The following is a 25,597-nucleotide window of genomic DNA, read 5'->3' on the forward strand; positions in this document are numbered from 1 at the left end:
CCCGTGAACAGTGCCGGAGAAGCCCATGGCGGTGCGTCCGCTGCGCGCCATCTACCAGATCGACCCCTACCTGTTCCGCGACAGCGACGGCCGCGGATGGGGCACGCTGGATGGCATCGCGGAAAAGCTGGACTACCTGCAGTGGCTTGGCATCAGCCATGTCTGGCTGCTGCCGTTCTACTGCAACGCCGGCCGCGATGGTGGCTACGATGTCACCGATCACTACCGTATCGATCCACGCCTGGGCGACCAGGCCGCGTTCCAGCGCCTGGTCGATGCCGCCGACGCACATGGCATCGGCATCATCGTCGAACTGGTGATGCAGCACACCGCCAGCGCGCACCCGTGGTTCGTCGCCGCGCAGCAGGGTGACCCGGCCTGGCGCCGCTGGTACCTGTGGAGCGACCACATGCCTGACGACGGCCTGCAGCCGATGTTCCCGCCGATCGAGGCCTCTGTCTGGACCTGGGATGCCGAGGCCGGCGCGTTCAACCGGCACATGTTCTACCGGCACGAGCCAGACCTCGACCTGGCCCATGCGCCGGTACGCGAGGAACTGCTGCAGGTAATGACGTTCTGGCTGCAGCGCGGCGTGGCCGGCTTCCGCGTCGACGCGGTCCCGTACATGGTCGAGCGCGCCCGCCACGCGGACCCGCGCGACGACGGGCTGTGGCTGCTGGAGGCGATGCGCGCCACGGCAGACGCGCAGCAACCAGGGCTGCCACTGATCGGCGAAGCGGATGTCCGCGCGCCCCACTACGGTGACTTCCTGTGCCACGGGCGGCGGCTTTCGCACCTGCTGGATTTCCACCTCAACAATCATTTCTTCCTCGCACTGGCACGCGGCGATGCCAGTGAAGTGGCCCGGGTCATGGCCGAATACGGCCCGCACGCGCCGCCGGACACACGCATTGCCTGGCTGCGCAACAATGATGAACTGGACCTGGAGCAGCTGGAGCCGGATGAGCGCGAAGCGGTGATGGAACGCTTCGCTCCTGAGCGTGGCATGCGCATCTATGGCCGTGGCATCCGCCGCCGGCTGGCACCGATGCTGGACGGCGACATCGCATGGCAGGCGATGGCCTGGGCGGCGCTGCTGTCGCTGGGCCAGGTGCCGGTGGTGCGCTATGGCGAAGAGATCGGCCTCGGTGATTGCCTGGAGCTGCCCGAACGCAATGCCGTGCGCATGCCGATGCACTGGCATGACCGCCCAGGGGCTGAGTTCACCGACCAACCGCGGCATGCCTGGCGCGCGCCACCGGCAGACGGCCCCTACGGTTACCGCACGGTGAATGTCGAGGCGCAACGCGCGACGCCGGGCTCACTGCTGCTGCGGGTGCGCGAGCTGCTGCAGCAACGCAATGCCCATCCCGTGCTGCAGCAGGGGCCACACACGCTCGACCCACCCTCACCCGCGCTGCTGATGCTCCGCTTCGGTGAGGCACCCCATCAGGCACTGGCACTGATCAACTTCGGCGACAACCCGGTTGAGGTGGACGTACCCCTGCACGGCCCGCTGCACACGCTGGTGGGCCACGGCGCCAGGCTGCAGGGTCGCCGCTGCTACCTGCAGGGCCATGGCTATACGTGGCTGGCTGCCGAGGGTGCCTGAGTGCGCAGCGCAGGCAGTACGTGTTCGGCGAAGTCGTCGATGAAGCGTTCCTGCTCGCGGTTCACGTTGTGCAGGTAGATGCGATCGAACCCCAGGGACTGCAGCTCCTGCAGCCAGGCCCGATGCTGGCCCAGTTCTGCCGAGACATGCACGTGCTCGCGCACCACCTCGGCGCTGACCGATCGGGCCTGTGCTTCGAACTGTTCGGGCTGGTCCAGGCCTTCGGCCAGTTCCGGCGGCAGCACGTTGGCGCTCCACTGCTCCATCGCGCCTTCCAGCGCCGCCTGTTCGGCGCGCGCGTAGGAGAGCTTGGCCTGCAGGTACATCGGCTTGCCCCTGCCGCCGCCGTCCTCGAACGCCGCCACCACACGCCGCAACTGCGCCAGTGGCTGGCTGATGGTGATCAGGCCATCGGCCCAGCCCCCCATCCAGCGTGCGGTTTCCTCGGTGACGGCCGCCCCCAGCAGCGGCAGGGGAAGCGCCGGGCGACTGTAGAGCCGTGCCTGGCGCACCCGGAAGCCACCGTCGTGGTCGACCTGCTCGCCGCCCCACAGCCGCCGCATCACCTCGGCCGCATCGCGTAATGCCTTCTGCCGCTCGCGCTTGGCTGGCCACGGCTGGCCGGTGATGCGCTCGTTCAGGGCCTCGCCGGTACCCAGCGCCAGCCAGATCCGGCCCGGCGCCAACTGCTCCAGCGTCGCCGCTGCCTGTGCCACCAATGCCGGGTGCTGGCGCAGCATCGGGCAGGTCACCATGCCCAGGGTCAATGCGCTCTGCACCGCCAGCGCGCCGGCCCATACCCAGCTGTGGCCGGACTGCCCTTGCGCGGTCGTCCACGGGTGGAAATGGTCCGAGCACATCAAAGCCTCGAATCCCGCCTGTTCGGCGCGCAGCGCCAGGCCCAGCAAGGTGGCGGGCGGGAACTGCTCATGCGATGCGTGGTAGCCGATGGTCATCACGGATTCCGTGCGGGGACTGGACACGATGGCAACACCCCTCCAGCTAAAACGGCGTCATGGAAACGAACACCTCCTGCATCGGGCATCGACGCTGGGCTATCGCCGAAGGCTACATTCCAGCCTGGAGCAACGGCCCGTCGCCGGAGATGCAGAGTCACGAAACCTGCTGCGTCCTCAATGCGGGCAACGAGGACGCGCATGTCACGCTGACCCTCTACTTCGAGGACCGCGATCCTGTCGGTCCGTACCGGATCACCGTGCCAGCACGACGCACCTGCCACCTGCGCTTCAACGACCTGCAGGATCCGGCGCCGGTACCACGCGGCACCGGCTTCGCCACCCTCATCGAATCCGACCAGCCGATCATCGTGCAGCACACGCGGCTGGATTCACGGCAGCCGGCCAACAGCATCATGACCACGATCGCCCATCCCTTGTGAAGCACCGTGCGCAGTCGTCCACGCTGCCACGACACCGCGCCCTCCGGCCGTTTACCCGCGCCGAGCGAGACTGCCGCCAGGTTCCCTTTCGGAGAGTGACGATGGCCCTGCCCGACTACCCACGTCCGCCGTTCCCGGCGCAGCAGCAATCCTTCCCCGGCAAGACCGCGCAGATGCAGCCCCGGCCGGACCACGGCGAGGACAGCTACCGCGGCCATGGCCTGCTGCAGGGCAAGAAGGCACTGATCACCGGCGGTGACAGCGGCATCGGCGCAGCGGTGGCCATCGCTTTCGCGCGCGAGGGTGCCGACGTCGCCATCGCCTTTCTTGATGGCGAGCAGGACGACGCCCGCCATGTGCAGCAGCAGATCGAACAGGCCGGGCGCAAGGCCGTGCTGGTGCCCTGTGACATCAGCGACCCGGCGCAGGCGCGCTCGCTCGTCGACCGCGTGGCCAGCGAGCTGGACGGTCTCGACATCCTGGTCAACAACGCGGCCTACCAGCGCTACTACGAGCACTTCGACGACATCACCCTGGATGATTGGAAGCGGACGTTCGATACCAATGTCCATGCCGTGTTCAATCTGACGCGGTTGTGCGTGCCACACCTGCGCGGTGGCGGCGCGATCATCAACACCGCATCGGTCAATTCCAAGCGACCGACCCCGAACATCCTTCCGTACTCTGCGACCAAGGGCGCCGTCGCCAACCTGACGCTGGGGCTGGCGGGCCTGCTGGCCGAGCACCAGATACGCGTCAACGCCGTGCTGCCCGGCCCGATCTGGACACCGTTCATTCCGGCAGGCATGGCCGCCGAAGAGGTCGAGCAATTCGGCTCGCAGACGCCGTTCGGCCGCCCCGGGCAGCCCGCGGAACTGGCCTCGGCCTACGTGATGCTGGCTTCGGACAGCGCCAGTTATACCTCCGGTGCCTTGCTGACCATCTCCGGCGGCGCGGCAACGCTGTGACCGCCCATGGCCGGACTGCCTGCCTGGATCGCGGATTGGCTGCTGGTGGTGGTACCGGTGGCCGAGGTGCTGGTCATTCTCGGGGTGGCCTGGCTGATGGTGCGTGCACTGGCGTGGCTGCTCGTGCAGGCCCGGCAGCGCGGCAGGCTGGCTCCAGAGCTTCATGTGGGCCTGCGCCGCGGCGGTGCATTGCTGCTGTATCTGGCGGCCGCGCTGCTGATACTGGAGCGGCTGGGCGTTTCGCGCTCGGTGCTGTGGACCGCGCTGACCGGGTTCATGGCGGTCGGTGCGGTGGCGTTCTTCGCCGCGTGGAGCGTGTTGTCCAACCTGTTCTGTTCGTTCCTGATCGTGGCTACGCGCCCGTTCCGCATCAACGACACGATCGAAGTGCTGGAAAGCGTGGACAAGCCGGGCCTGTGCGGCCAGGTGGTGGACATCAACCTGATCTACACCACGCTGAGTGACCGTGGCGAAGGCGCGCGCGGTTGCCTGCTGCGCGTGCCGAACTCGTTGTTCTTCCAGCGCATCACCCGGCACTGGGGTGACAGCGGCTATTCGCAGCTGCCGGGCAGCCTGCCGATAAAGGGCAAGGTGCGCTGAGCAGCTGTAGAGCCGAGCCCATGCTCGGCTCGCTGCGCGCAGCGCAGGGTGCGTCGCGGCCGAACGGAGCGCAGCCGAGCGTGGGCTCGGCTCAAGGTGCCACAGCGGGCGACCCTACTCCGCTGCCAATGCCTGGATCGGGTCCAGCCGTGCGGCGTTGCGTGCCGGGAAGTAGCCGAAACCGAGCCCGATCGCAGACGAACATGCCAGCGCGGCGAGCACCGGCCCTGGCGTGAACAGGAAGGGCACCCCCAGCGACAGCAGGCTGGACAGCGCACCCACGGCGAAGGCCAGCAGTACGCCCAGCACGCCACCGGACAGGCAGATCAGCACCGCCTCGATCAGGAACTGGCGCAGGATGTCGCCCTGCCTCGCCCCCACCGCCAGCCGCACGCCGATCTCGCGCACGCGCTCCTTCACCGACACCAGCATGATGTTCATCACGCCCACGCCGCCAACCACCAGCGCCACCGCCGCGATCGCCGAAACCAGCGCCGCCATGGTCTGGCTGGATTTCATCACCGCCTTGCGGATCTGGTCCGAGTTGTAGATGAAGAAATCGCGACGACCATGCAGGCGCTCCAGCTCGGCGCCCAGCGAGGCCTCGCCGGCATTGGTGGGTACGTTGTCGCGTACGCGCACGGTGATGCTCTCCAGGCGCTGGCTGCCCAGCAGCCGGGAGGCAGCCGACGTATAGGGAACGTAGACGGTTGGCGTGGCCCCACCGGCGAATGCATTGGCACCCACCACGCCGATCACCTCGACCGGCATGCCGCCCAGCAGCACCGTGCTGCCGACGGGGTTGCCAGTGAACAGTGCCTTCGCTGCCTTCTGGTCGACCACGCCCACTGCCCGATGCGCCTCCACCTCGGCATCGGTGAAAAACCGGCCGGCCCTCAGGCGCAGCCCGCGCACGCGCGGCAGATCGGCACCGGCGCCCAGCACCTGCGTATTGGCTCGTCGGCCGCCCTGCAGTGCTGCTACCGAACCGCTGAGGTTGGGGCTGACACTGTCCACGTAACTCAGGGCGGCCAGGTGATCGGCATCGCCTACCACCAGCGTTTCGATCTCCGCCGAGCGCGGGTCACCGAAATCGGCGCCCGGGAAGATCTCCAGCGTGCTGGCGCCCAGCTCGTTTATCTGCGCCTCGACCTGCGCCTGCGCGCCTTTGCCCAGCGCAACCACGGTCACCACCGCGGCCACGCCGATGATGATGCCGAGCATGGTCAGCAGGGTGCGCAGGCGATGGGCCAGCATCGAGCGCACTGCCATGCGCGTCGCCTCGCGCACGGCATCGATGCGGGCGCGCCGCTCGGTAGCCGCCGTGGGTGTGCGCCCCGGTTCGTCCGCACGCCGCCGCACCGAAGGGCCGCGCTCCTGGCGATCCGCCACCACACGCCCATCGGCGATCTCGATCACCCGTGACGCGTGGGCAGCAATCGCCGCATCGTGGGTGACCAGGATCACGGTATGGCCCTGCGCATGCAGGCGCTTGAGCTCCGCCATCACCTGCCTGCCACTGGCATGATCCAGCGCGCCGGTCGGCTCATCGGCCAGCACGATCGCGCCGCCGTTCATCAGCGAGCGTGCGATGGAGACGCGCTGCTGCTGGCCGCCGGACAACTGGCTGGGCCGGTTCGCGGTCCGCTCGCCCAGGCCGAGCGTTTCCAGCAGCAGGCGGGCACGCGTGGTGCGCGCATCGGCCTCCACCCCGGCATAGACGGCGGGCAAGGCCACGTTCTCGGTGGCACTGAGGTTCTCCATCAGGTTGTAGCGCTGGAAGATGAAGCCGAAGTGCTCGCGGCGCAGGCGCGCCAGCTGGTCAGGCGACATCTGCTCGGTCGCAGCCCCCTCCACGCGGTAGCTGCCTTCGGTCGGCCGATCCAGGCAGCCCAGGATGTTCATCAGCGTGGACTTGCCCGAACCCGAGGGGCCGATGATGGCGATGAACTCGCCGGCATCGATGCGCAGCGAGACCTCCTTCAGCACCACCACCTCGCCGGCGGCCGAGCGATAGGCGCGCGATACGCCCTTCAATTCCAGCAGTGCGTCGGCCATGCTCACATCCCCAGCAGGCTGGTGGGTTCGGCATCGCCACCGCTGGGCGCCTGGCCGACCACCACGTTCTCGCCCGCTTCCAGGCCAGAGAGGATCTGCACGGCGGTGGCGGTGCGCAGGCCGGTAGTCACAGCGCGCTCGTGGGCGCGGCCTTTCGCATCGACTACCCGCACGGTTGCGCCGTTGCCGTTCTTGTCGTCGGACTCGCCCAGGGCGGTCAGCGGCACCTGCAGTGCATTGGCCACGCGTGCCAGCTGGATCGTCACTTTCACCGTCATCGAAGGCTTCAGCATCAAGCCCGGATTGGCCACGTCGAACAGCCCCGCGTAGTACACCGCTTTCGGCGTCTGCGCCGATCCGCCGCTGTTGCCGCTGGACGCGTCGGCAATCGACGATGGCGCTGGCTCAAGCTGCTGCAGGTACGATTCATAGCGGCGCCCGCTCGGTCCCAGCGTCGAGAACCACAACGGTTGGCCGGGTGCGATCAGTTCCACGTCAGCCTCGGCGATCTCGGCGCGCACCGTCATCGTGTCCATCTGTGCCAGCATCACGATGGTCGGCGTGGTCTGCATCGAGTTCAGCGTCTGCCCCGCCTTGGTGACGATGGCCACGATGTAGCCCTCGGACGGCGACACGATACGGGTGTAGCCCAGGTTGATGCGGGCGGTTTCCACCTGGGTCACCGCCTGGTCGATCTGCGCCTGCAACGCAGCGGCATCCGCGCGCGCCGCATCGCGCGCCACACGTGCCGCTTCGAAGCCTTCCTGCGAGACCAGCCGCGACGCCACCAGCTGCGATTGGCGATCGTACGTGCGAAGGGCCTGGCGGTAGCGCGCCTGGCTGGCCGCATGTTGCGCACGCAGCGCGTTGGCGGCGGCTTCGGCACTGCGCAGGGCAATGCGCTGCGGTTGTGAATCCACTTCGGCAATCAGGTCGCCGGCCTGCACGTGCTGGCCCAGCACCACATGCAGGCGCGTGACCTGCCCGGAGACCTGCGCGCCCACGGCCACCAGTTCTTTCGGATTGACCCGGCCGACCGCCTGCACGGTCTTTTCCAGACCGGCGACCCTTGCCGGTGCGGTGATCAACGCGGCATCCTCGCCATCGGCAAACGCCCACCAGCAACCGCCGCCGGCAAGAACGGCCAGCGTTGCGGCAATGATCCAGGTCCTGCGGTTGTTCATCGAAACTTCCGGGGGTGCGTGCAGTCGCCCGGTGCGACCGCCAGGGCCGCAGTCTGGAAGCCCCAGGTGGATGTTTCTTGGAGCGGCTGTGGAGATTGGATGGAGACGCGACCGCCGTTCAGGCACCGCGTCGGCGGCTGAATCCATGGCGCGGCTCCACGCAATCTCGACACAATCTCGACCAAGTCTCCATCAACGGTCGCTAGCCTCGGCGGCCTCGCCGACTGCCAGCCTGCCGTGCCCCTTTCCTACCCGGACCTGCCAACCATCGATGTGCGCCGTGCCTACCTGGCGTGGTGCGCGCCTTCGCCGTGGTTGATCGCACTGGTGCTGGCATCGACCAGCACATGGATGTGGGTCGCACCGTATCCGCGACTGCCGTTGCTGGCCGGCTTCGGGGCCGCCGCCCTGCTGGGGTTCCGCAGTGACGGGCCCGGACGCACCCGCCGCTCCGGGTCGCTCGCATCGCTGGCCTTGATCGGCCTGGCGTTCTGGTCGGCAACACCTCCGGCCGCCAACGTCAACCTGCATCTGCTGCTTGCGCCCGCCACCGCCGTGGTCGCCGCCCTGCTGGCAGTGCGCCTGCGCGCCATCGTGAGCATGGCCTCGCGGCTGCAGGCCCGGGTGAACGCCACCCCCATGGCCTCGCGCTGGAACGCGCTGCCTGCCGCGGTGTCTACCCTGACGCTGCAGCAGCTGCGCGGCGCGGGTTCGGTGGACCCCAGCCTGCAGCGCTCGCTGGTGCTGGCCACGCTGGCCTGGGCGGCCAACGAAGAGGCGCAGGCCAGGGAACGCCGACGATGACCCCGTCCCTGTCCCGCCCTGCCCGCCCTTGGCCTCGAACCTGCCGCTCGCAATGAAACACCAACTCCGTAACCGACAGCCCCCCTTGGTGCTGATTGCCGAAGATGAGAGCGAGATCGCCGACATCCTCGGTGCCTACCTGGCCCGTTCGGGCCTGCGCAGCGCACGCGCCGCCGACGGCGAGGCGGCGCTTGCCAGCCACCGCCAGCTGCGCCCGGACCTGGTGCTGCTGGATGTGCAGATGCCCAAACTCGATGGCTGGCAGGTGCTGAGCGAACTGCGGCGGCGCGGCAACACGCCGGTGATCATGCTCACCGCGCTCGACCAGGACGTGGACAAGCTGACCGGCCTGCGTGTGGGCGCCGACGACTACGTGGCCAAACCGTTCAATCCCGCTGAGATCGTTGCGCGCATCCAGGCCGTGTTGCGCCGTAGTGCCCGCGCCGTGGCCGAAGAACCCACCGGGCTGATCCGCCAGGGCCCGTTCGAGATCGACCTGCGCAGCCACGAAGTAACGGTCCGCAACGGCGAGCTGGTGCACGCACTGAACGTCACCCTCACCGAGTTCCGGCTGCTGGTGCACATGGCGCGCGCGCCGCGCCAGGTGCATGCGCGGGTGGACCTGCTGCACGCCTGCCTGCCCGAGGGCGATGCGCAGGAGCGCACCGTCGACAGCCACGTCAGCAAGCTGCGGCGCAAGCTCGAGGATGTCGGCGTGATCGGCATTCCCGCCACCATCCGTGGCGTCGGCTACCGCTTCCTGGACTGAATGATGACTGCGAAAGGCAAGAGCATCGGCCGCCAGATCAGCCTGTCGATCACCGTGGCCTCGCTGTGTTCGACGGTGCTGTCGATCAGCGGCTTCTACCTGTTCTACTACCTGCTGGAGGTGTTCTATCCGCGCTGGTATGACGAGCCGAAGTCCATGATGCCCTCCGGGCTGGAGTGGCTGTGGATCGGCCTGACCGCCACCGTGGTGGTGGCGTTGGCCACCCTGATCGCGTCTCGCCTGACCCGGCGCATCATCACCCCGTTGAATTCGGTGGCCGCAAGCCTGCGTCGCGTGGCCAGCGGTGACCTGGAGGCGCGCGCACGCGGCGGCGACACCTCGATGGCCGAGGCCGCCACGCTGGTCAACGACTTCAATTCCATGGCCGAGCGGCTCAGCCGGATGTCCGACAACCGTGTGTTCTGGAACGCGGCCATCGCACACGAACTGCGCACGCCGATGACCATCCTGCGTGGCCGCCTGCAAGGCATCGCCGAAGGTGTATTCGAGCCGGGCCCCGAGCAGTTCAACAGCATGCTCACCCAGCTGGAGGGACTGACCCGCATCATCGAGGACCTGCGCGTGGTCAGCCTGGCCGAGAGTGGCCACCTGGATCTGCGCCTGCAACGCAGCGACGTCAGCGTGCAGGTGGCGGCGGTGGTGGAGGCGATGTCCGAGGCGCTGACCGAAAGTGGCTTCTCGGTGAGCCTGGACGCGCGGCCGTCGCTGGCGGACTGCGATCCGGCCCGCATCCGCCAGGCGGTGCTGGCATTGCTGGAGAACGCCCGTCGCCATGCCATCCCCTGCCCGCTGCGGGTGCGCGTCACCCTCGCTGAGGGGCACTGCGCGGTGGCCGTGGAAGATGGTGGCCCCGGCGTGCCGGACGACCTGCGCGACAGCATTTTCGAAGCCTTCCAGCGCACCGATGTGTCGCGCTCACGGCAGAGTGGGGGCTCAGGTCTCGGCCTGGCGGTCGTGCGTGCGATTGCCGTGGCACATCACGGAACGGCGCAGTGCCGAGCTACCGAGCGTGGCGGCAGTTCGTTCGAGATCCGCTGGCCTGTGCACGTGCGCCGTTGAGGCGGTAGACGCTGCCCTGGTAGCGGCCCACCTTGGTGGGCACCACGCGCGTGGCTGAACGCCGCCGATTTCTCCACGCAATCTCCATCATCCCTCCATGCCCGCTCCAAAGGGCTGCAGATGCTGGGCGCGACCCGGCAGATGGCAGGCATCCGTCCCCTGCCCTGTCCCCGAACCCCCCAGGCATCCCATGGAACTCCCCCACGATCCGGCGGCCGCCGCCGGCAGCATCGGCCAGCAGAATGCGGCCGCAACGCTCAAGGCCATCCTGCGCACCTACCCCTGGCAGCTGACCGGCACGTTCTCGCTGGTGGCGCTGGAGAACACCCTGCTGCTGGCCTATCCGTTGTTCGCCGGCTTCGCGGTAGACGCGATCATCAGCGGCAACATCGGCCATGCCATCTCCTATGCCGGCGTGGTACTGCTGTTCTGGCTGGTGGGTGCCGCCCGTCGGGCGGTGGATACGCGCACCTTCACCCGCATCTATGCCGATCTGGCAGTGAGCGTGGTGCAGGCGCAGTGCCGGTTGGGCCAGGCGACGTCCACTTCGGCGGCACGCGTGGTGCTGGCCCGCGAGTTCGTCGACTTCTTTGAAAAGCACGTGCCGATCATCGCCACCGCGCTGGCATCGATGTTCGGTGCAGTGGCCATGCTGCTGGCGATCGAGCCGATGGTCGGTGCCGCTGGCCTGGCCACCCTGCTCGGCGCCCTGCTGGTGCTGCCCTCGTTCGCACGCCGCAACGAGCAGTTGCACGGCCGACTGAACAACCGCCTGGAACACGAAATCCGGCTGGTCGACCGGGTCAGCCCCTCGGTGCTGCGCCGCCACTACACCACGCTGTCGCGCCTGCGGATCCTGCTGTCCGACCGCGAGGCCGGCGCCTATGTGGTGATCGGCCTGGCTGCCGCGGCATTGTTCGCGCTGACCATCGGCCGCCTTGCCACCAGTGAAGGCGTTACACCGGGCCACGTCTACGCGGTGATGACCTACCTGTGGACCTTCGTCGGCAACCTGGACGATGCGCCGTCAATGGTGGATCAGCTTGCGCGGCTGAAGGATATCGGCCGCCGCGTCAGCCCCGGCATGGACGATGCGGAGCACAAGGGCGCCGCTTGACCGGTCGCTGCCCACCTTGGTGGGCACCGACGAGAGCAGCGCCAACCAAGATTGGCGACTACCGGGCCTGAGCAGTGTTGCTCTGGTAGCTGCCCACCTTGGCGCGCACCGACGGGAGCCAGCGCCAACCAAGGTTGGCGGCTACCGGGCCTGAGCGGTGTTGCTCTGGTAGTCGCCCACCTTGGTGGGCACCGATGGAAGAGCGCCAACCAAGGTTGGCGGCTGCCGGGCCTGAGCAGCGTTGCTCTGGTAGTTGCCCACCTTGGTGGGCACCGATGGAAGCCAGCGCCAACCACGGTTGGCGGCTACCAAACCTGAGCGGTGCTGCTCTGGTAGCTGCCCACCTTGGTGGGCACCGATGGAAGCCCGCGCCAACCAAGGTGGGCGGCTACCGGGCCTGAGCGGTGTTGCTCTGGTAGCTGCCCACCTTGGTGGGCACCGACGGAAGCCAGCGCCAACCCAGGTTGGCCGCTACCAGGCCTGAGCGGAGTTGCTCTGGTAGCTGCCCACCTTGGTGGGCACCGACGGAAGCCAGCGCCAACCAAGGTTGGCGGCTACCGGGATCGATAGATACCCATGCGCCGCTTGGCGCTACAGGAACTCCGCCATGCGCTGCAGCTCGTCGTCCAGCGCGCCACGAAATACCTTGTCGCGGGCCAGCGACTTGCCGGCATAGCCCACGCTCGACACCAACTCACCCTCGCGCACGCTCAAGTTGGCCCAGCCCACCACCTGCTCATGCCACAACACCGGCAGTGCGTAGTAGCCGTACTGGCGTTTCGGTGCAGGCGTGTAGGCCTCGAACTTGTACACCCAATCCCACAACAGCTCGAAGCGGCGGCGGTCCCACACCACCGGGTCGAACGGCGCCAGCAGACGCACCTGCTCATCCGGTGCATGGCGGCGCGAGCGCGGATTCTCGTCCGCCGGCCAGTACCAGGTGGTGCCCTCCAGCGTGCAGCTGGCCAACTGCTGCTTGGCCAGCGCCAATGCCTTGCGGGTCTGCTCGGCCAGGTGCGGCGCGCCATAGCCCAGCAGGCGCACCAGATAGGTCAGGCTGGCCGAGGGCAGCGGCGCGTACTTGCGCACCACCAGGTCGATCAGGGCGGCGGCACGTTCGATCTGCGCCTGTTCGCTGGAGTCGGGCTCGGCATGATCGGCCACCGCATAGATGCGCGTACCGCTGTCGCGCCGTTGCACCCGCAGCAGGCCGCGGTAGTGCATGCCATCCAGCAGATGCGTGCTGGCGTTGCTGGTGCCGCCCCAGTAGTTGGTCACCCGCCCATGCGCAAAGGCCTGGTCGACCTCGCGCGGGTGCACGCTGCCACGCTCGCGCACAAAGGCCAGCACGTCGGCCGCACGGCGATGGGTCTCGGCATCCCACTCGCGCTTGGAAACCCGTGGGTGCATCAGCGCCAGATGCTCGCGCGGCAGGAAGCCGTAGTTCACCAGGCAATCCTCTTCCACCGGCAGACGCGTGTAGCGGCGCTCAAGATCGCCCGCGCGGTAGTCCTTCACCCGGTGGCGCAGGGTCAGGTCCTGCGCGCGAGCGGGTGCGCGGATCGGGTCGGCCTGCACGAAGCCCAACCGCCGGATCGCGGTCAGCAGCGTGGTCGGCTTGAACAGGGTGCGCGCCACCGCGTAGCGGCGAAGGTCATCAAGAGTGGGCGTGGCAGGCATGGCCGCATTGTATTCTCGACACTACGCGATCCGTCCAGTAGAGCCAGGCCACGCCTGGCTGGCGTCATGGTGAACGGCCGCGATCATCCACGCATGGCGTGCATCTACCGAAGCCGCGATACCTCCAGCGAACCGATCACCAGGGCCCGCATGCCCTGCTTGAACTCGGTGATCACCTGCCCTTCTTCGTCATCCGCAATCGCGTAGATGGTGTCGGCACCGGCGATGCAGTAGAACGCGATCGTGGCCAGCAGCCAGCGCGCCTTGTCCACCGGCAGGCCGAACACCTCGGCCACGTGCGCCTGGTGCGAGGCGATCTTTTCCAGCATCGGCGCGGTCGCCACCGTGCGCCGCAGCAGGTAGGGCGGTAGCCCGGGATGCGCCTTCACCACTTCGCACAGCGACTCCACGAACCCCATCAGATAGGCCTCCAGCCCACCCGGTGCGTCGACCGACGCGCGCGGAATCTGCCAGCGCTGGAACACCGCCTCCGCCACCAGGCGCTTCAACGCCTCCAGGTTGGCCACGCGCTTGTACAGCGCTGCCTGGGTCACCGCCAGTTCGGCGGCCACGTTGGCCATGGTCAGGTTGGGCAGGCCCAGGCGGATGCCGATGTCGGCCAGACGCTCCGGGGTGATGGTGGGCGGGCGGCCACGGGTCGGCGCCGTTGGATCGGGGTGCGTGCTCATACGGTGCCTGCTCTTACGGTGCGCGTCCATACCCTGCTGAGGGTGCCAGCAAAGGGACCCTCTTGTCCGCTTCGATTGATTTAGTTTACTTTACTCAACTAATTCGGAACGCGTCCGCCGCGCACCCGTAACCGAGCCCATGGCTCACCTCCCGCCAGGTCCCCACCCAGCCAACAACCCTGCGCTGCGCCCTTTCCCCGTGCTTGCCGTCGGCAGCGCGCCAGGCGCGCTCGCGCCTGCGATTCACAGGACTCTGGCATGACCGTTTTCAACTTCACTTCTGCACAGCATCGCGCTGCCGCCGCATCCTCCGGCCTGATGTATTCGCCGGGCATGGTCCGGCGCTACCGGGTGTCCGCCCTCGCGCTGGGGCTGCTGGCCTCGTTCGCCGCGCTGGCCGACGCCGCGCCGTCCACCCTTCCGTCGGTGCAGGTGCAGGAACAACGCCGGGTCACTGCAGACTATGCGGGCGGGCAAGTGGCTGCCGGCAGCCGCGTCGGCCTGCTCGGCGACAAGGATTTCATGGACACGCCGTTCAATACGGTCAGCTACACCGAGTCCTTCATCCGCGATCGCCAGGCCAAGGACCTGACCGACGTCATTGCCGCCACCGACCCCACGGTGTTCAGCAACGGCGTCACCGGTGCCTGGAGTGAGAACTACGCGATCCGCGGCTTTGCCTCCAACACCAGCGACACCACCTTCAATGGCCTCAGCGGCATGGCGCCCTACTACCGCACCTCGCCGGAAATGTTCGAGCGCATCGAGGTGCTGAAGGGACCGTCTGCGCTGCTCAACGGCATGCCGCCGGGCGGCTCGGTCGGTGGCAGCGTCAACCTGGTGCCCAAGCGCGCAAGCGAGCAACCGCTGCTGCGGGTCAGTGCCAACTTCGCCTCCGATGCGCAGTTCGGCACCCACGTGGATATGGGCCGTCGCCTCGGCGCCGACAGGCAGTTCGGCATCCGCTTCAACGGTGCCTACCGTGATGGTGACGGCGCCGTCGGCAAGCAGCGCAAGAAGGTACAGCTCGGTTCGCTGGCACTGGACTGGCGCGGCGAACGTATGCGGCTGTCGGCCGATCTGTACAGCGCCGACGACCGCGTTGACGGCCCGGCACGTGGCGTCGGCCTGGCACCGGGCGTGGCCATTCCGCGCCCGCCACGCGGCGATACGCTGATCAACCCGGATTGGGCCTACGTGGACAGCCAGGACAAGGGCGCGATGGTGCGCGGAGAACTGGATGTCAACGATAGCCTGATGGCCTACCTCGCGTACGGCACCAGCAGGACCGACTACCGCTACAACGGTTCGATCAGCGCGCAGATCCTCAATCCAGCCGGCGACTTCACCACGGTGATCGGCCAGCTCGCCTTCGACATCAAGAAGCAGTCCGCAGATGCCGGCCTGCGCGGTTCGTTCCAGACCGGCAACGTCGGCCACCAGTGGGCCGCCAACGTGACCCACTACCAGCACACCCAGAACGACTACGGCCGGCGCAGCGTACCCGGCTGGGACTGGACCACCAATGTGTACAACCCAGTGTGGGGCCCGGCGGCGCCGTTCATCGCGCCGCACATCTCGCATACCGAGCTGAAGCTGGACAGCCTCGGCTTCGCCGACACCCTCGCCTTCGCCGATGACCGCGTGCAGCTGACGCTGGGCGTGCGCCGCCAGCAGGTGGTCAGCGAGACCTTCAACGTGTCCACGGGTGCACGCACCTCGCGCTACGACGAGAGCGCCACCACGCCGGCAGCGGCCCTGCTGGTGAAAGCCACCGACACGATCTCCCTCTACACCAACTACATCGAAGGCCTCAGCCAGGGCGCCACCGCGCCGATAACCGCCGCCAATGCCGGCGATGTGTTCGCACCGTTCCGCACCAGGCAGAAGGAGCTGGGCCTGAAGCTGGACCTGGGCAGCTTCGCGCACACCTTCAGCGTGTACGAGATCAAGCGACCGAACAGCTACACCGACCCGGTCACGAATATCTTCTCGTTTGGCGGCGAGCAACGTAACCGGGGCGTGGAATGGGGCTTCTTCGGCGCACCAATGGACGGCATGCGCCTGCTCGGTGGAGCGGCCTATGTGCAGCCGAAGCTGGCCCGCACGGCCGGTGGCGTGAATGAAGGACGCATCGCCACCGCCGTGGCGCAGCGGCAGGCCAAGCTGGGCGTGGAATGGGATGTGCCGACCTTGCAGGGCCTGACCCTGACCGGCAATGCCACGGCGATGTCGAAGCAGTACATCAGTGCGGACAACCGCCTGTCGGTGCCGGGGCGTACGTTGTTCGACGTGGGGGCGCGCTACAGCACCACCGTGGCGCGTCGATCGCTTGCGCTGCGGGCCAGCGTGAACAACGTGACCAACAAGTCGTATTGGGGCATGCCGTTGTTGTCGAGTCTGGCGCTGGGTGCACCGAGGACGGTGCTGGTGTCGGCAACGATGGATTTCTAAGCTGGCGTGGAACCCCTGTAGAGCCGAGCCATGCTCGGCTCCGTTTCGTCCGCTGAGCCGAGCATAGGCTCGGCTCTACAGGACGTCGGGCAATCCGCGAACGGCATCCACGCATGGCGTGGATCTACGTGTCATTCCGGATGCAGGCGATAGATGGCGTGGCTGGTCAACGCCAATGCCGCCAGCTTCAGCCCTTCCATTACGCGATCGCCCACGTACTGTTCCGGGGCGCCATTCTGGCGGGCGCGTTCGGCCGCCAGCAGGATCTCCTGCACGATACGCAGCCCGGCCAGTGCACCGTCGGCGTCGGCCAACGCCAGGCACCGGCCCGGCAGCTGATGGCGCTCGGGCCAGGGCTGGCCGTCGGCAGCCGCGCCCAACCCGATGCGATGCAGCAGGGCCGTCAGGTTGTTGGGATCGGGCGGGATGTCGTGGCCTTCATCGGCATTGGCCGGGGCGTGCTGATGGGGGAACTCCGATGCGTTCATGGCAGGTCTCCGTGCAAGGCATGCGGGACCACCACCCTTAACAATCAAGGCGGCGGACGGTGCGTGGCTGGAAATCCCGTGAGTCAGTGCTATACCCGGGCGGTGGGCTTGCGCCCACCTCCACGCACCGCCCGCCATGGAACGCGAACGGAATGCCAGCCGACGCCGCGCAAGGCGACGCCGGCTGGCAAGCGTAAACAGCACTTACTCAACGGGGTTTCCAGGCCCCGGCCACCCTTTTTCGGTGGCACCCCATCATGTGCACAACGGGGTGGCAGGCGCCAACAACCCAAGTGCAAAGACAGCAACGTTCACGCAGTGGCCGCATTGTCGCATATCGACAATCGAGCCGAAGATTCAACAACTTGCGCCATGCCAACGGCGGCGTTCTCCACCCGCATCGGCACCACGCGTTCCTTGACCGCATCCGGCTTTCAAGACGCGCGACACGCCAGTTCCGACATTACACAAGCAGATGGGCAATCAACGCCAGCACCGCCAGATGTCCCACGTAGTACCCATAGAACATCCAGCGCCAGCGCGGCAGTTGCCACGGCACCCGCGTGGCCAGCACGACCACCGGAACGGCCAGCAGTGCCCAGCCGTTGTGGTTGGCCCAGCACGCCGCCGCAAGCGCGACCAGCAGCGGCCACCACGCCCGATGCCGGAACGCGATCCAGGCCAGCAACACGGCGCCAACGCCGGCCCACTGGTAGTCCACGAACATCGGCAGCACACCCGCAGCCAGCAACAGCAGCACAGGCCGATGGTTCGCAAGCGCATGCACGGCCACCGCCGCCAAGGTGAAGGTGAGCAGGATGTTGAGCGGCAGCCAGGAACCGAACGCGAAGGCGTGCAACGGCTGCGCGATCAGCCCCCATAGCGCCAGCCGGCGGATCGATTTGCGCAGGTCGGCGCCCGGCTGGGCCAGGTTGCAGGCCATCACCAGCGCGAACAGCGGGAAGGCGATACGCCCCAGTTCGCTGACCACCGGCACGTAGCCCCCGAAGACCACCTTGGCCATGTGGTCGCCGGTCATGGCCAGCAGCGCGATCCACTTCAACAGCTCGCGCGCGCCGCTGCCAAGGCTGAGATTGAACGTGGACGTCGCGGTCGTGGTCGCTTGCATCGCGGAAGCTTATGCGCATCGGCCAGCGCATTTCCAGCGCCGCGCAGGAGCCCGCCACTGCAAGCCGTAGATGGCGGCGCTATGCTGGCCGCCCCTGCTTGTGAGATACCTGCCATGCGCACCCTGTACCCGGCCATCGAGCCCTACCGCGAATTCACCCTGCCGGTGAGCGATCTGCACGCGCTGCATATCGAAGAGTGCGGCACGCCGGAGGGCATTCCGGTGGTGTACCTGCACGGTGGCCCGGGCGCCGGTATCTCGCCGACCCATCGGCGCTTCTTCGACCCGGCGCGCTACCGCATCGTGCTGATCGACCAGCGCGGCAGCGGCCGTTCCACGCCGTTCGGCGAGCTGCGCGACAACACCACGCAGGACCTGGTGGCGGACATCGAAAAGGTGCGTGAGCACCTGGGCATCGAGCGCTGGCTGGTCTATGGCGGCTCGTGGGGCTCCACGCTGTCGCTGGCCTACGCGCAGGCGCATCCGGAACGCGCCACCGGCCTGATCGTGCGTGGCGTGTTCCTCGGTCGTGAGATCGAGAACCGCTGGTTCGCCGAGGCCGATGGCGGTGCGCGCTGGATCTTCCCGGAGCGCTGGGACCGCTACGAGGCTTATATCCCGGCAGCCGAGCGTGACGACATGATCGCGGCCTACTGGGCGCGCATGGATGGCCCGGATCAAGCAACCCGTATCGAAGCCGCGCAGGCCTGGTTGGGCTGGGAAGACAATGCGGCCACCCTGCAGCACGACGTGGATGCCGAATCCACCGATGATCCGCTGGATACCCTGGCGAAGGCCCGCATCGAAGCGCACTACTTCCGCAACGGCATCTTCCTGGAGCCGGACCAGCTGCTGCGCAACATCGATCGCATCCGCCACCTGCCCGGCGTGATCGTGCAGGGGCGCTACGACATCATCTGCCCGCCGCGCAGCGCGTGGGACCTGGCGAAGGCCTGGCCGGAAGCGCGCCTGGAGATGGTGACCTCCGGCCACAGCGCCAACGAGCCGGCCACGGTCGATGCGCTGGTGCGGGCGACGGATGCCTTTGCCGACCGGTTCTGAACGCCTGGGGTAGTGCCGGCCGCTGGCCGGCACCCCCGCAACACACTCCTGCGTGCGACTACGGGTTGGCGTCAAACACCACGGTCATGTTGCCTTCCCAATGCAAGCCTGGCGCCTTCAGCATCTCTGTTACGGCGTCCCGTCCTGCGGTGAACCGCAAGGTCGACCGCCGCTGCATCAGATAGCCATCCGGTGTGAAGCGCGGCGCCTGTGCGTCGTCGGGCGACAGCGGTGTATCCTGCGCCGGGCGCCCATCGCGCAGATTGCGCATGCCGGGCAGGGTGACGTCCACATCCACCGGTACAACCTCCCCAAGCGCGTGGTTGCGAATGCCGCAGCGAGTGCCTGCGTCGTGCTCACAGCGCAGCTTCATGCTGAAGTCCATCGAGCTGGTCAGATGGAATGGCAGCTCCTGAAAGAGGCGTGCCGGGGCACGGCCCTGATCGGTCCACTGCGCCCAACCGTCCTCCGGCGCCAGGTGCACCTGCGGATTGTCGCTGGGGAAACGTACCTGGAACTGGTGGGATACCGTGAAGCGGAACTTCAACGTGATCGGCTCGGTGGTGACATCATCGCCAAAGTCGATGTCGCTGCCCGCGCCTCCTGCAGTGTAGGTCAACGCACCTTCATAGATGCCATCGCTCAGGGACAGGGGCGAAGGTGCAGTTATGAGAAGACCCAAGCCGAACCAAGACATCGCATAATCGGCCGGGTGTGGAAGTGCTGCATCTCCTTGCGAGTTGCACGGCACCGGCGTCTCTGGATTGCTGACGATCCATCCGAACCTGACAAATGATCCGACGCCAGCCGTATAAACGTAGCGACAGCCTCCGCGTACTGATCGTGTGTATACGGGATTGGTTCCACCCCCAGGCGTCATATGACCGCTGACGGTGGCTATCGCGATTCGTACTTCAGCTTCAGAACCCGTGGTGGTGTTCCGTAGCATGACCGACCGAGCAGCGGGCAATCCAAGATAGAAGCGCTGACGAACGTCACCATTGTGCACGTAGGTCTTGCTCCACTGCAGCGGAACATCGACAGAGTAGGCACCATCGTCAGTGCAGAACTCTGGGCGCCACGAGCAGTAGGTGCCGCGCGGCGTTGTATTACGGAAGACCATCCGGCCCGGGTCCAGGGCTGACGGGGCAAACTCTGCCGTGACCAGCACTTCTGCCGCAGGCGCCTGCGTTGCTGACCCCATCCCAAGCGCGACCAGCGCCGCGCCTCGCAGCGCCGCCATCAGCGAGCGGATTCTCATTTCGCATGTTCCTCGGTTCTCGCGATCGACGGCGGGCATCCCGTCGCCCCCACCATCAACACATCCCCTTCCCTGGGGTAGCGCCCCTCCTCCATCGTCAGCGTGCAGCTGACCATGTTGGGGTAACGCAACTCCACCACCGGGGCACGGGCGCTCAGTTCCAGGGTAAAGAAGCCATCCTCCTGGCTGACGCCGCGGCCGGCGTGGTTGATCACCTGCACGCCGCGCACACCGTTGCCGTCTGCATCCAGTACCTGGCCCATGACGGTGAAGGTGCGCAGCACGTCCAGCGTGGCATGCATCACGCCCCCCTTGTTGAGGTGATAGCTGACGACCGAGGGCTGCAGCGTTGCCGACGGCGCATGCCGCCCCTGGAAGTCGAACTGCACGTGGCCTGCGCGATACGCGGCCACCGGAACGAAGTTGCGGCCCGGGCGCAGCGCAACGCCGCCGCCGTGGCTGTCGTCCGCACGCAGGGCAAGATCGGGATAATCGCTGCGGACATCGACAATCAGCCCGGTGTCGGCGCTTCTGCCGCGCCCCTGCCCCAGCACGGCGGCGCGCCCACCGCCAATGACCACGGTGCTGTCGAGGTTGGCGGTGCCGCTGATGCGGCCCGACGCCGCGCTGCGGTAGACCTGCATGTCACCCTCCACAAACGCGCTCTGCAGCGAGGCACCCGCGCCTGCGCCCAGCCCGCCCCGTTCGGCGGTGACCGCGCCATTCACGCTCTGCAGTACGGCGCCGTCCACGCGCTGTGTGGAGGAGGCGGTCACATAGGTATCGCGGCGACCGGCATCGCCGGTGCGGCTGCCCAGGCTGCCGCTGTAGCTGCGTCGATCGCTGCCCAGCGAGACACTGACCGTCAGGTCGATGCCGCGTTGCCGCCGGTAGCCTGTGTAGCGGGCGCCAGGGCGGTCATAGGCGGAAACGCGCCAGTTGACATCGTGCTTGCCGAACACCGTCTCCCGGCGCCCGTAAGAGACATCGATGCCGGTCCCGCGCGTGAAGCCCGAACTGCGGGCCACGCGCACGCTGGCGGTATCACGGTGCCCGAAACGATGCGTGATCGAGACGGCCGTTGTGTCCTGCCAGCCGCCGCGGGTCTCCCAGCGTGGTGCGCTGCCGGCATCCGCCACGACGCGCTCGCGCTGTTCCACCCAACCGCGCGCATGGTTGGCCACCACCGAGCCGGCACGATAGCGGTACAGGCCCTGCAGGTCCACGCCGCGCCCGGCGTCGCTGGAGGTATAGACATTGGTGTACGTGCTGAAGCGGTCACTGGCCTGCCAGTCCATCGACACACCCGCCGAATGCCGCGCGCCGATCCGCTGCACGGTGGCCCCGGCCACCGCACGGGAGTGCAACAGGTAATTGACCACGGCACCGGCCGCGGCGCCGCCCTCGCGGGCGCTTCCGGCGCTGGCCAGCAACCCGCGCTGCTGCCCTGCGAACGCGCTGTAGCGCCACCGCCGGCTGGGATCCTGCCAGCGGCTGGGCTTGTGGATGGAGGCGCTTTCGCGGGACGCTTCGCGGCCGTCCTGGACCACCCGCAGTTCCACATCGTAGATGCCGCCGGGTAGTCGGCGCGTATCGATTTCCTGGATGCCGGGCTTGACGGCCTGCGTGGACAGCAGGTTCCCGTCGCGGTAGATCTCCACCACGCCTTCGCCGCTGGCGGTGACATAGACGGGATAGACGCTGGGGCTTCGCGTATCGGCCAGCAGTACGTCCGAGGATCCGAACATCAGGCCCAGCGCCGTATCGTTCTGCGTACCCGGTGCTCGGGGCTGGCGCACAATGCCCTCGAAGGTGGGCAGGAAGTAGCCGGCGCGAACGAAGTGATCGCCCAGTTCGCGCTGGGCATACAGGGCACTGAGGTAGTGCTCGCTGCTGCCGGGCTGGGCGTAGTACTGGTAGCTGCCAACCGTGCTCCAGTGGCCGGCACTGCCGCGCAGTTCGGCGCTGTAGCGTACGGTGGCCTGCTGTTCCTGGCCGCCGTGCACGGCAAGACTGTTGCGCACGATCAACCCCCGGCTGCCCGCGTCCGGCAAGGCGATGTGGCGCCCCTCCTTCTGCGCGCCGGCAGGCGTCAGCACGCTCAGCAGCGAGTTGGACAGACTGTAGTGCAGCGCTGCCATGCCCCGGCACTGCTGCCTGCATACGCCCAGCGCCATCGGTTCAGCGAGCTGCTCGCCCCAACGGGCACGCTCGGTCTGTGCCAGCCGGCTTTCGTGGCTGTCACCAAAGCCGATCACCTGCACCCGGTTGTCTTCGTGCAGCAGAACCTCGGCGTCACCCAGATACTGGCCGTCCAGCTCCACGCGCACGGTGAGCGGGTTGCCAAACAGGTGCTCGCGGAATTCGGCCGGCATGCGTTCGCGCTGCTGCAGCAGGCTGGGCAGCTCGCCCGGCGCGAGGCCGGCCGCATGCGCTGAGGTGGCAAGGACCACGGCACCGATCGCGGTCGCGAGCCGGGCCAGTCGGAATCGACGGTGGTTGGAGGACGAGAGCATGGGCGCTGTTCCGGCGTCCCCGCCGCATCATTGGATGCGACGGGGCGCCTGAAAGGACTCAGGGGGTAATGTCGCTTTCGAAGATCATGTGGAACTGGCCGCCGTAGCTGCCCTGCTTGTAGCCGCCCGTCGGCGCAGTCGGCGCAATGGCGAAGGCCAGCGACTTGCCCGCGGCGGCCTGGGCCGCGTTGGCAACGGTGATCTTGGCGGCGGCGGTTGCCGGAACCTCCACGTTGTCCAGCTTCACCACCAGGTCCACGACGTCTGCGGCCGACGCCATCTGTGCCGGCGACGTCAGGTAGGCGGTGATGGCAGCCGGCGACTTGATGTTGATGACGCGCCCGGTCAGTTCGCCCAGCGTTTCGCGCGCGGTGTCCCACGGCAGGTTCTGCGGCAGGCCTTCCCAGCCGTCAGGCGTGGACACCTGCAGGCCAGCGGTGTTCGGGACGTCGGCGGTCACGTTGACGGTGATCGACTTGGATTCGGTGGCTGCCAGGCTGACAGCCGGTGCGATGAGGGCTGCAGCGGCTGCAGCCAGGGCGTACTTCTTCAGGGACATGGAAATGCTCCGGGATCGGTGGATGGATACGATGGGATACGACGCCAGGACGAAGACACAGCCTCCCCGCCGGGCGCCTGGCGAACCCGGTGGGGACGTTGCAGAAAGGGGAGATGGGCGGACGATCAGCGGCGCGAGTCGATGCTGCGGCGGTCGTCGCCCTCCCTCAGGTCGTAGCGGGCGAACCGGCTGTCGTCGGCCTGCAGCGCATAGGTTCGCCCGGGCCGGACATGGACGATGATGCCGGGCGTGCAGGCATCCGGACTGCTTCGCTCGCAGTAACGCAGGTTGTCCAGCACCACCGTGGCGTTGCCACCGTTGTGCACGTGACCGTCCTGCACACGGGTGTCATAGCGCGTGTTCCGCGGTGCCACGAACAGGATGGTGCCGTAGCCGGTGAACACGCGAACTGCCGAAGTCAGCCCGGTGATCTCCTGCACCTGCGCATCACTGAGCGAAAACTCCTCGCCGCTCGGCACCACCGGAATGAAGCGCAGTCGGTAGTAGCGCTCCTCATCGCGGTCACCGCGATAGACCAGGCGCGTCGCCTGTTGGCCATTGGCGGCAATGATCAGGCGGCTGGGGCTGGCGATCACCCCGTGCGCGCCAGGTGCATTGCGTACCAGCGCCACGGTGTCCACCGGCGTTTCGACAACCTTGCCGTCTGCATCGAAGTGCATCTCGGTGACCTCAACGCGCACGTATGCGGTCACACCACCGGTATTGCGTATGCGCTTGAGCAGGTTGCTGTGCGCTGGCGCAAGATGATCGAACAGGAGGCCCACATTGATCTGTGGTGTCGTGGCTTGGGCACTGCTGGCGAACAGGGCCAGCAGGAGGAGAAGGAGTGCGCGTTGCATGACGAACCCGCGGGGAGAGGCGAGCGATTAGTTTCACGGCATCTTTACAATCAGGCCATGCAACAACTTGCAAAAAGGTCAGATATTTCCGACCTCGCAAAGTGGCTCCGCCCAGGTCAACCCGGAAATCCTGTCCGCGCACTCGGCCGCGGCGGTCTGGCCCGTTGCACATCGCGACGGCACGCCCTGGATCAGCATCGGCGGCTGGCACACGCATGGGGCGTGCGGGTGAACGGGCGCCCACCGCTGCATGGCGACCCCGCCGGTTCTTCGCAGTTCGCTTACGGACCCGGGCCGAAGATCCGGCCGTGGCCATCCACAGCCATGGCCCGCGCCCCCAATTCTGGAGCCTGTCATGACCGGTATTCGCTGCGTTTCTGCTGTCCTCCTCATCACCATCGGCCTGCTGCTGGGCGCCTGTTCCAGAACCCAGGAGGCGAGCAAGGCCACCGCCGCCGAGGACGTCACCGAAGTGAAGCTGATACCGCCGTATGAGTCGCTGGACAAGGACAAGGACGGCATCGTCACGCTGGCCGAAGTGGATGCCGTGGCACCCGACTGGGCCGAGCGCCTGCATGCCTGCGATACCGACCGTGACAAGACGTTGACCCGTGGCGAGTACGACGTCTGCAAGCAGACCAGCGGCGCGCATTGACCCACCACTGAACCCTCGATCGGCACCGCATACGCCCGGCTATACCAAGGTATAGCCGGGCTAACCCACGGGCCTCTAGGACTACCCCATTCAGGGGCGGACAATAGCGCCACTGGCCAGGGCAACCCTGGCCGGCCCCCTCCCCTCATGGAGACGCAGATGGACCCCGACCCTGCCGGGCGCACCGCGCCCCGGATGCCCGCTTGTTGCCTGTTCCTGGCGCCTGCCCGCCGGTCCCTGCCTGCCTGAGTGACGGGGGACCGCCAGGTGCCGCCTGCCTGGAGATCGCCCCCATGTCCTACAAGATCCTCTACATCACCCTGCGCCGCCTGATCGGTGAGCGCGATGTTGCCGCCCTGCGCAGCCAGCTGCTGCAGCACGGACCGGTCATGTTTGCCCGTTCGCTGTCGCTCGGTTCGCCGCGCGTGGTGGCCGACGCGCTGTCGCTGCTGCCGATCAGCGAGCGGATCACCGTGCTGCGCCATCTGCCCTACCCGCTGCGCGATGCGATGAAGCCGCTGTGCATTGGTGGCAGCCAGCGCCTGCACATGCAGCCGTGGTCGCCGGCGGTGCTGGCGATGCGCCACGCCTGAACTGTCTCACCCATTCCGTTCGTGTTCCGGCTGCGGCCGGCTCTGACATTCGAGGAGCGT

The 25,597-nt window shown here is 67.4% G+C and carries 23 protein-coding genes; 12 read left to right on the plus strand and 11 right to left on the minus strand.

The window, feature by feature from the left end:
• The first annotated feature begins 25 nt into the window (after nt 1–25).
• Nucleotides 26–1,612, plus strand: coding sequence for an alpha-amylase family glycosyl hydrolase (locus tag AC5P5W_RS17730; RefSeq protein WP_197574959.1), 1,587 nt, complete (start codon nt 26–28; stop codon nt 1,610–1,612).
• Here the strand turns inward: AC5P5W_RS17730 and AC5P5W_RS17735 are convergent.
• Entirely contained in the window at nt 1,582–2,568 is a 987-nt protein-coding gene (locus tag AC5P5W_RS17735; protein WP_197574961.1) for a TIGR03885 family FMN-dependent LLM class oxidoreductase, read from the minus strand. The two genes, AC5P5W_RS17730 and AC5P5W_RS17735, sit on opposite strands and share 31 nt — an antisense overlap.
• A gap of 59 nt (nt 2,569–2,627) precedes the next feature.
• Here AC5P5W_RS17735 and AC5P5W_RS17740 point away from each other — a divergent pair, with 59 nt between their 5' ends.
• The 3 genes from AC5P5W_RS17740 to AC5P5W_RS17750 all read left to right on the plus strand — a co-directional run bounded on the left by AC5P5W_RS17740 (nt 2,628) and on the right by AC5P5W_RS17750 (nt 4,579).
• A complete protein-coding gene (locus AC5P5W_RS17740) occupies nt 2,628–3,011 on the plus strand; it encodes a sensory rhodopsin transducer (protein ID WP_014647273.1) in 384 nt (127 codons plus the stop codon).
• Nucleotides 3,012–3,112: 101 nt separating this feature from the next.
• A complete protein-coding gene (locus tag AC5P5W_RS17745; RefSeq protein ID WP_012480369.1) occupies nt 3,113–3,979 on the plus strand; it encodes a glucose 1-dehydrogenase in 867 nt (288 codons plus the stop codon).
• Nucleotides 3,980–3,985: 6 nt separating this feature from the next.
• Nucleotides 3,986–4,579 (plus strand): mechanosensitive ion channel domain-containing protein, encoded by a 594-nt coding sequence (locus tag AC5P5W_RS17750; protein WP_014647275.1) that lies wholly within the window; start codon nt 3,986–3,988, stop codon nt 4,577–4,579.
• A gap of 114 nt (nt 4,580–4,693) precedes the next feature.
• On the opposite strand, the gene AC5P5W_RS17755 is transcribed toward AC5P5W_RS17750, so the two are convergent.
• Together AC5P5W_RS17755 and AC5P5W_RS17760 are read right to left on the minus strand one after the other, a co-directional pair.
• Nucleotides 4,694–6,637, minus strand: a complete 1,944-nt coding sequence (locus AC5P5W_RS17755) for a MacB family efflux pump subunit (RefSeq protein WP_197574964.1) — start codon at nt 6,635–6,637, stop codon at nt 4,694–4,696.
• Nucleotides 6,638–6,639: 2 nt separating this feature from the next.
• The gene (locus AC5P5W_RS17760) at nt 6,640–7,821 is read right to left on the minus strand and encodes an efflux RND transporter periplasmic adaptor subunit (protein WP_197574965.1); all 1,182 of its coding nucleotides are present in this window, start codon (nt 7,819–7,821) and stop codon (nt 6,640–6,642) included.
• Between the two features lie 237 nt (nt 7,822–8,058).
• On the opposite strand from AC5P5W_RS17760, the gene AC5P5W_RS17765 reads away from it, so the two are divergent.
• The 4 genes from AC5P5W_RS17765 to AC5P5W_RS17780 all read left to right on the plus strand — a co-directional run bounded on the left by AC5P5W_RS17765 (nt 8,059) and on the right by AC5P5W_RS17780 (nt 11,591).
• On the plus strand, nt 8,059–8,625 hold the full coding sequence (locus tag AC5P5W_RS17765) for a hypothetical protein (protein ID WP_197574966.1): 567 nt from the start codon (nt 8,059–8,061) through the stop codon (nt 8,623–8,625).
• 52 nt (nt 8,626–8,677) lie between these two features.
• Nucleotides 8,678–9,394, plus strand: coding sequence for a response regulator (locus tag AC5P5W_RS17770; RefSeq protein ID WP_197574967.1), 717 nt, complete (start codon nt 8,678–8,680; stop codon nt 9,392–9,394).
• A gap of 3 nt (nt 9,395–9,397) precedes the next feature.
• Nucleotides 9,398–10,474, plus strand: coding sequence for an ATP-binding protein (locus AC5P5W_RS17775; RefSeq protein ID WP_197574968.1), 1,077 nt, complete (start codon nt 9,398–9,400; stop codon nt 10,472–10,474).
• Nucleotides 10,475–10,664: 190 nt separating this feature from the next.
• Nucleotides 10,665–11,591 (plus strand): ABC transporter six-transmembrane domain-containing protein, encoded by a 927-nt coding sequence (locus AC5P5W_RS17780; RefSeq protein WP_197574969.1) that lies wholly within the window; start codon nt 10,665–10,667, stop codon nt 11,589–11,591.
• 591 nt (nt 11,592–12,182) lie between these two features.
• On the opposite strand, the gene AC5P5W_RS17785 is transcribed toward AC5P5W_RS17780, so the two are convergent.
• Nucleotides 12,183–13,271 (minus strand): DNA glycosylase AlkZ-like family protein, encoded by a 1,089-nt coding sequence (locus tag AC5P5W_RS17785; RefSeq protein ID WP_049406620.1) that lies wholly within the window; start codon nt 13,269–13,271, stop codon nt 12,183–12,185.
• Between the two features lie 104 nt (nt 13,272–13,375).
• Complete coding sequence (locus tag AC5P5W_RS17790; RefSeq protein ID WP_014647283.1) at nt 13,376–13,960, minus strand: TetR/AcrR family transcriptional regulator; 585 nt, start codon at nt 13,958–13,960, stop codon at nt 13,376–13,378.
• Nucleotides 13,961–14,218: 258 nt separating this feature from the next.
• Here AC5P5W_RS17790 and AC5P5W_RS17795 point away from each other — a divergent pair, with 258 nt between their 5' ends.
• The gene (locus tag AC5P5W_RS17795; protein WP_197574970.1) at nt 14,219–16,414 is read left to right on the plus strand and encodes a TonB-dependent receptor; all 2,196 of its coding nucleotides are present in this window, start codon (nt 14,219–14,221) and stop codon (nt 16,412–16,414) included.
• 131 nt (nt 16,415–16,545) lie between these two features.
• Here AC5P5W_RS17795 and AC5P5W_RS17800 read toward each other — a convergent pair whose 3' ends face one another.
• Together AC5P5W_RS17800 and AC5P5W_RS17805 are read right to left on the minus strand one after the other, a co-directional pair.
• A complete protein-coding gene (locus AC5P5W_RS17800) occupies nt 16,546–16,902 on the minus strand; it encodes a hypothetical protein (protein WP_164077680.1) in 357 nt (118 codons plus the stop codon).
• A gap of 463 nt (nt 16,903–17,365) precedes the next feature.
• A complete protein-coding gene (locus tag AC5P5W_RS17805; RefSeq protein WP_197574972.1) occupies nt 17,366–18,031 on the minus strand; it encodes a TraX family protein in 666 nt (221 codons plus the stop codon).
• A gap of 114 nt (nt 18,032–18,145) precedes the next feature.
• Here AC5P5W_RS17805 and pip point away from each other — a divergent pair, with 114 nt between their 5' ends.
• Nucleotides 18,146–19,093 (plus strand): prolyl aminopeptidase, encoded by a 948-nt coding sequence (pip, locus tag AC5P5W_RS17810; RefSeq protein WP_164077679.1) that lies wholly within the window; start codon nt 18,146–18,148, stop codon nt 19,091–19,093.
• A gap of 58 nt (nt 19,094–19,151) precedes the next feature.
• Here the strand turns inward: pip and AC5P5W_RS17815 are convergent, their stop codons facing one another.
• From AC5P5W_RS17815 to AC5P5W_RS17830, 4 genes are all read right to left on the minus strand, one after another.
• Nucleotides 19,152–20,354, minus strand: coding sequence for a hypothetical protein (locus AC5P5W_RS17815; RefSeq protein WP_164077678.1), 1,203 nt, complete (start codon nt 20,352–20,354; stop codon nt 19,152–19,154).
• Nucleotides 20,351–22,870, minus strand: coding sequence for a TcfC E-set like domain-containing protein (locus tag AC5P5W_RS17820; protein WP_142234797.1), 2,520 nt, complete (start codon nt 22,868–22,870; stop codon nt 20,351–20,353). The genes AC5P5W_RS17815 and AC5P5W_RS17820 overlap by 4 nt, the downstream gene beginning before the upstream one ends.
• Nucleotides 22,871–22,928: 58 nt before the next feature.
• On the minus strand, nt 22,929–23,429 hold the full coding sequence (locus AC5P5W_RS17825; RefSeq protein ID WP_049408751.1) for a CS1 type fimbrial major subunit: 501 nt from the start codon (nt 23,427–23,429) through the stop codon (nt 22,929–22,931).
• A gap of 125 nt (nt 23,430–23,554) precedes the next feature.
• Nucleotides 23,555–24,289, minus strand: a complete 735-nt coding sequence (locus tag AC5P5W_RS17830) for a CS1 fimbrial subunit B flags: Precursor (protein ID WP_197575424.1) — start codon at nt 24,287–24,289, stop codon at nt 23,555–23,557.
• A 355-nt stretch (nt 24,290–24,644) separates the two neighbouring features.
• Between AC5P5W_RS17830 and AC5P5W_RS17835 the strand changes: the two genes are divergently transcribed.
• Together AC5P5W_RS17835 and AC5P5W_RS17840 are read left to right on the plus strand one after the other, a co-directional pair.
• Entirely contained in the window at nt 24,645–24,944 is a 300-nt protein-coding gene (locus AC5P5W_RS17835) for an EF-hand domain-containing protein (protein WP_049408749.1), read from the plus strand.
• Nucleotides 24,945–25,237: 293 nt separating this feature from the next.
• Nucleotides 25,238–25,537 (plus strand): hypothetical protein, encoded by a 300-nt coding sequence (locus AC5P5W_RS17840; RefSeq protein WP_005413574.1) that lies wholly within the window; start codon nt 25,238–25,240, stop codon nt 25,535–25,537.
• Nucleotides 25,538–25,597 lie beyond the last annotated feature (60 nt).

Source organism: Stenotrophomonas sp. YJH_SMC_123 (assembly GCF_059368215.1).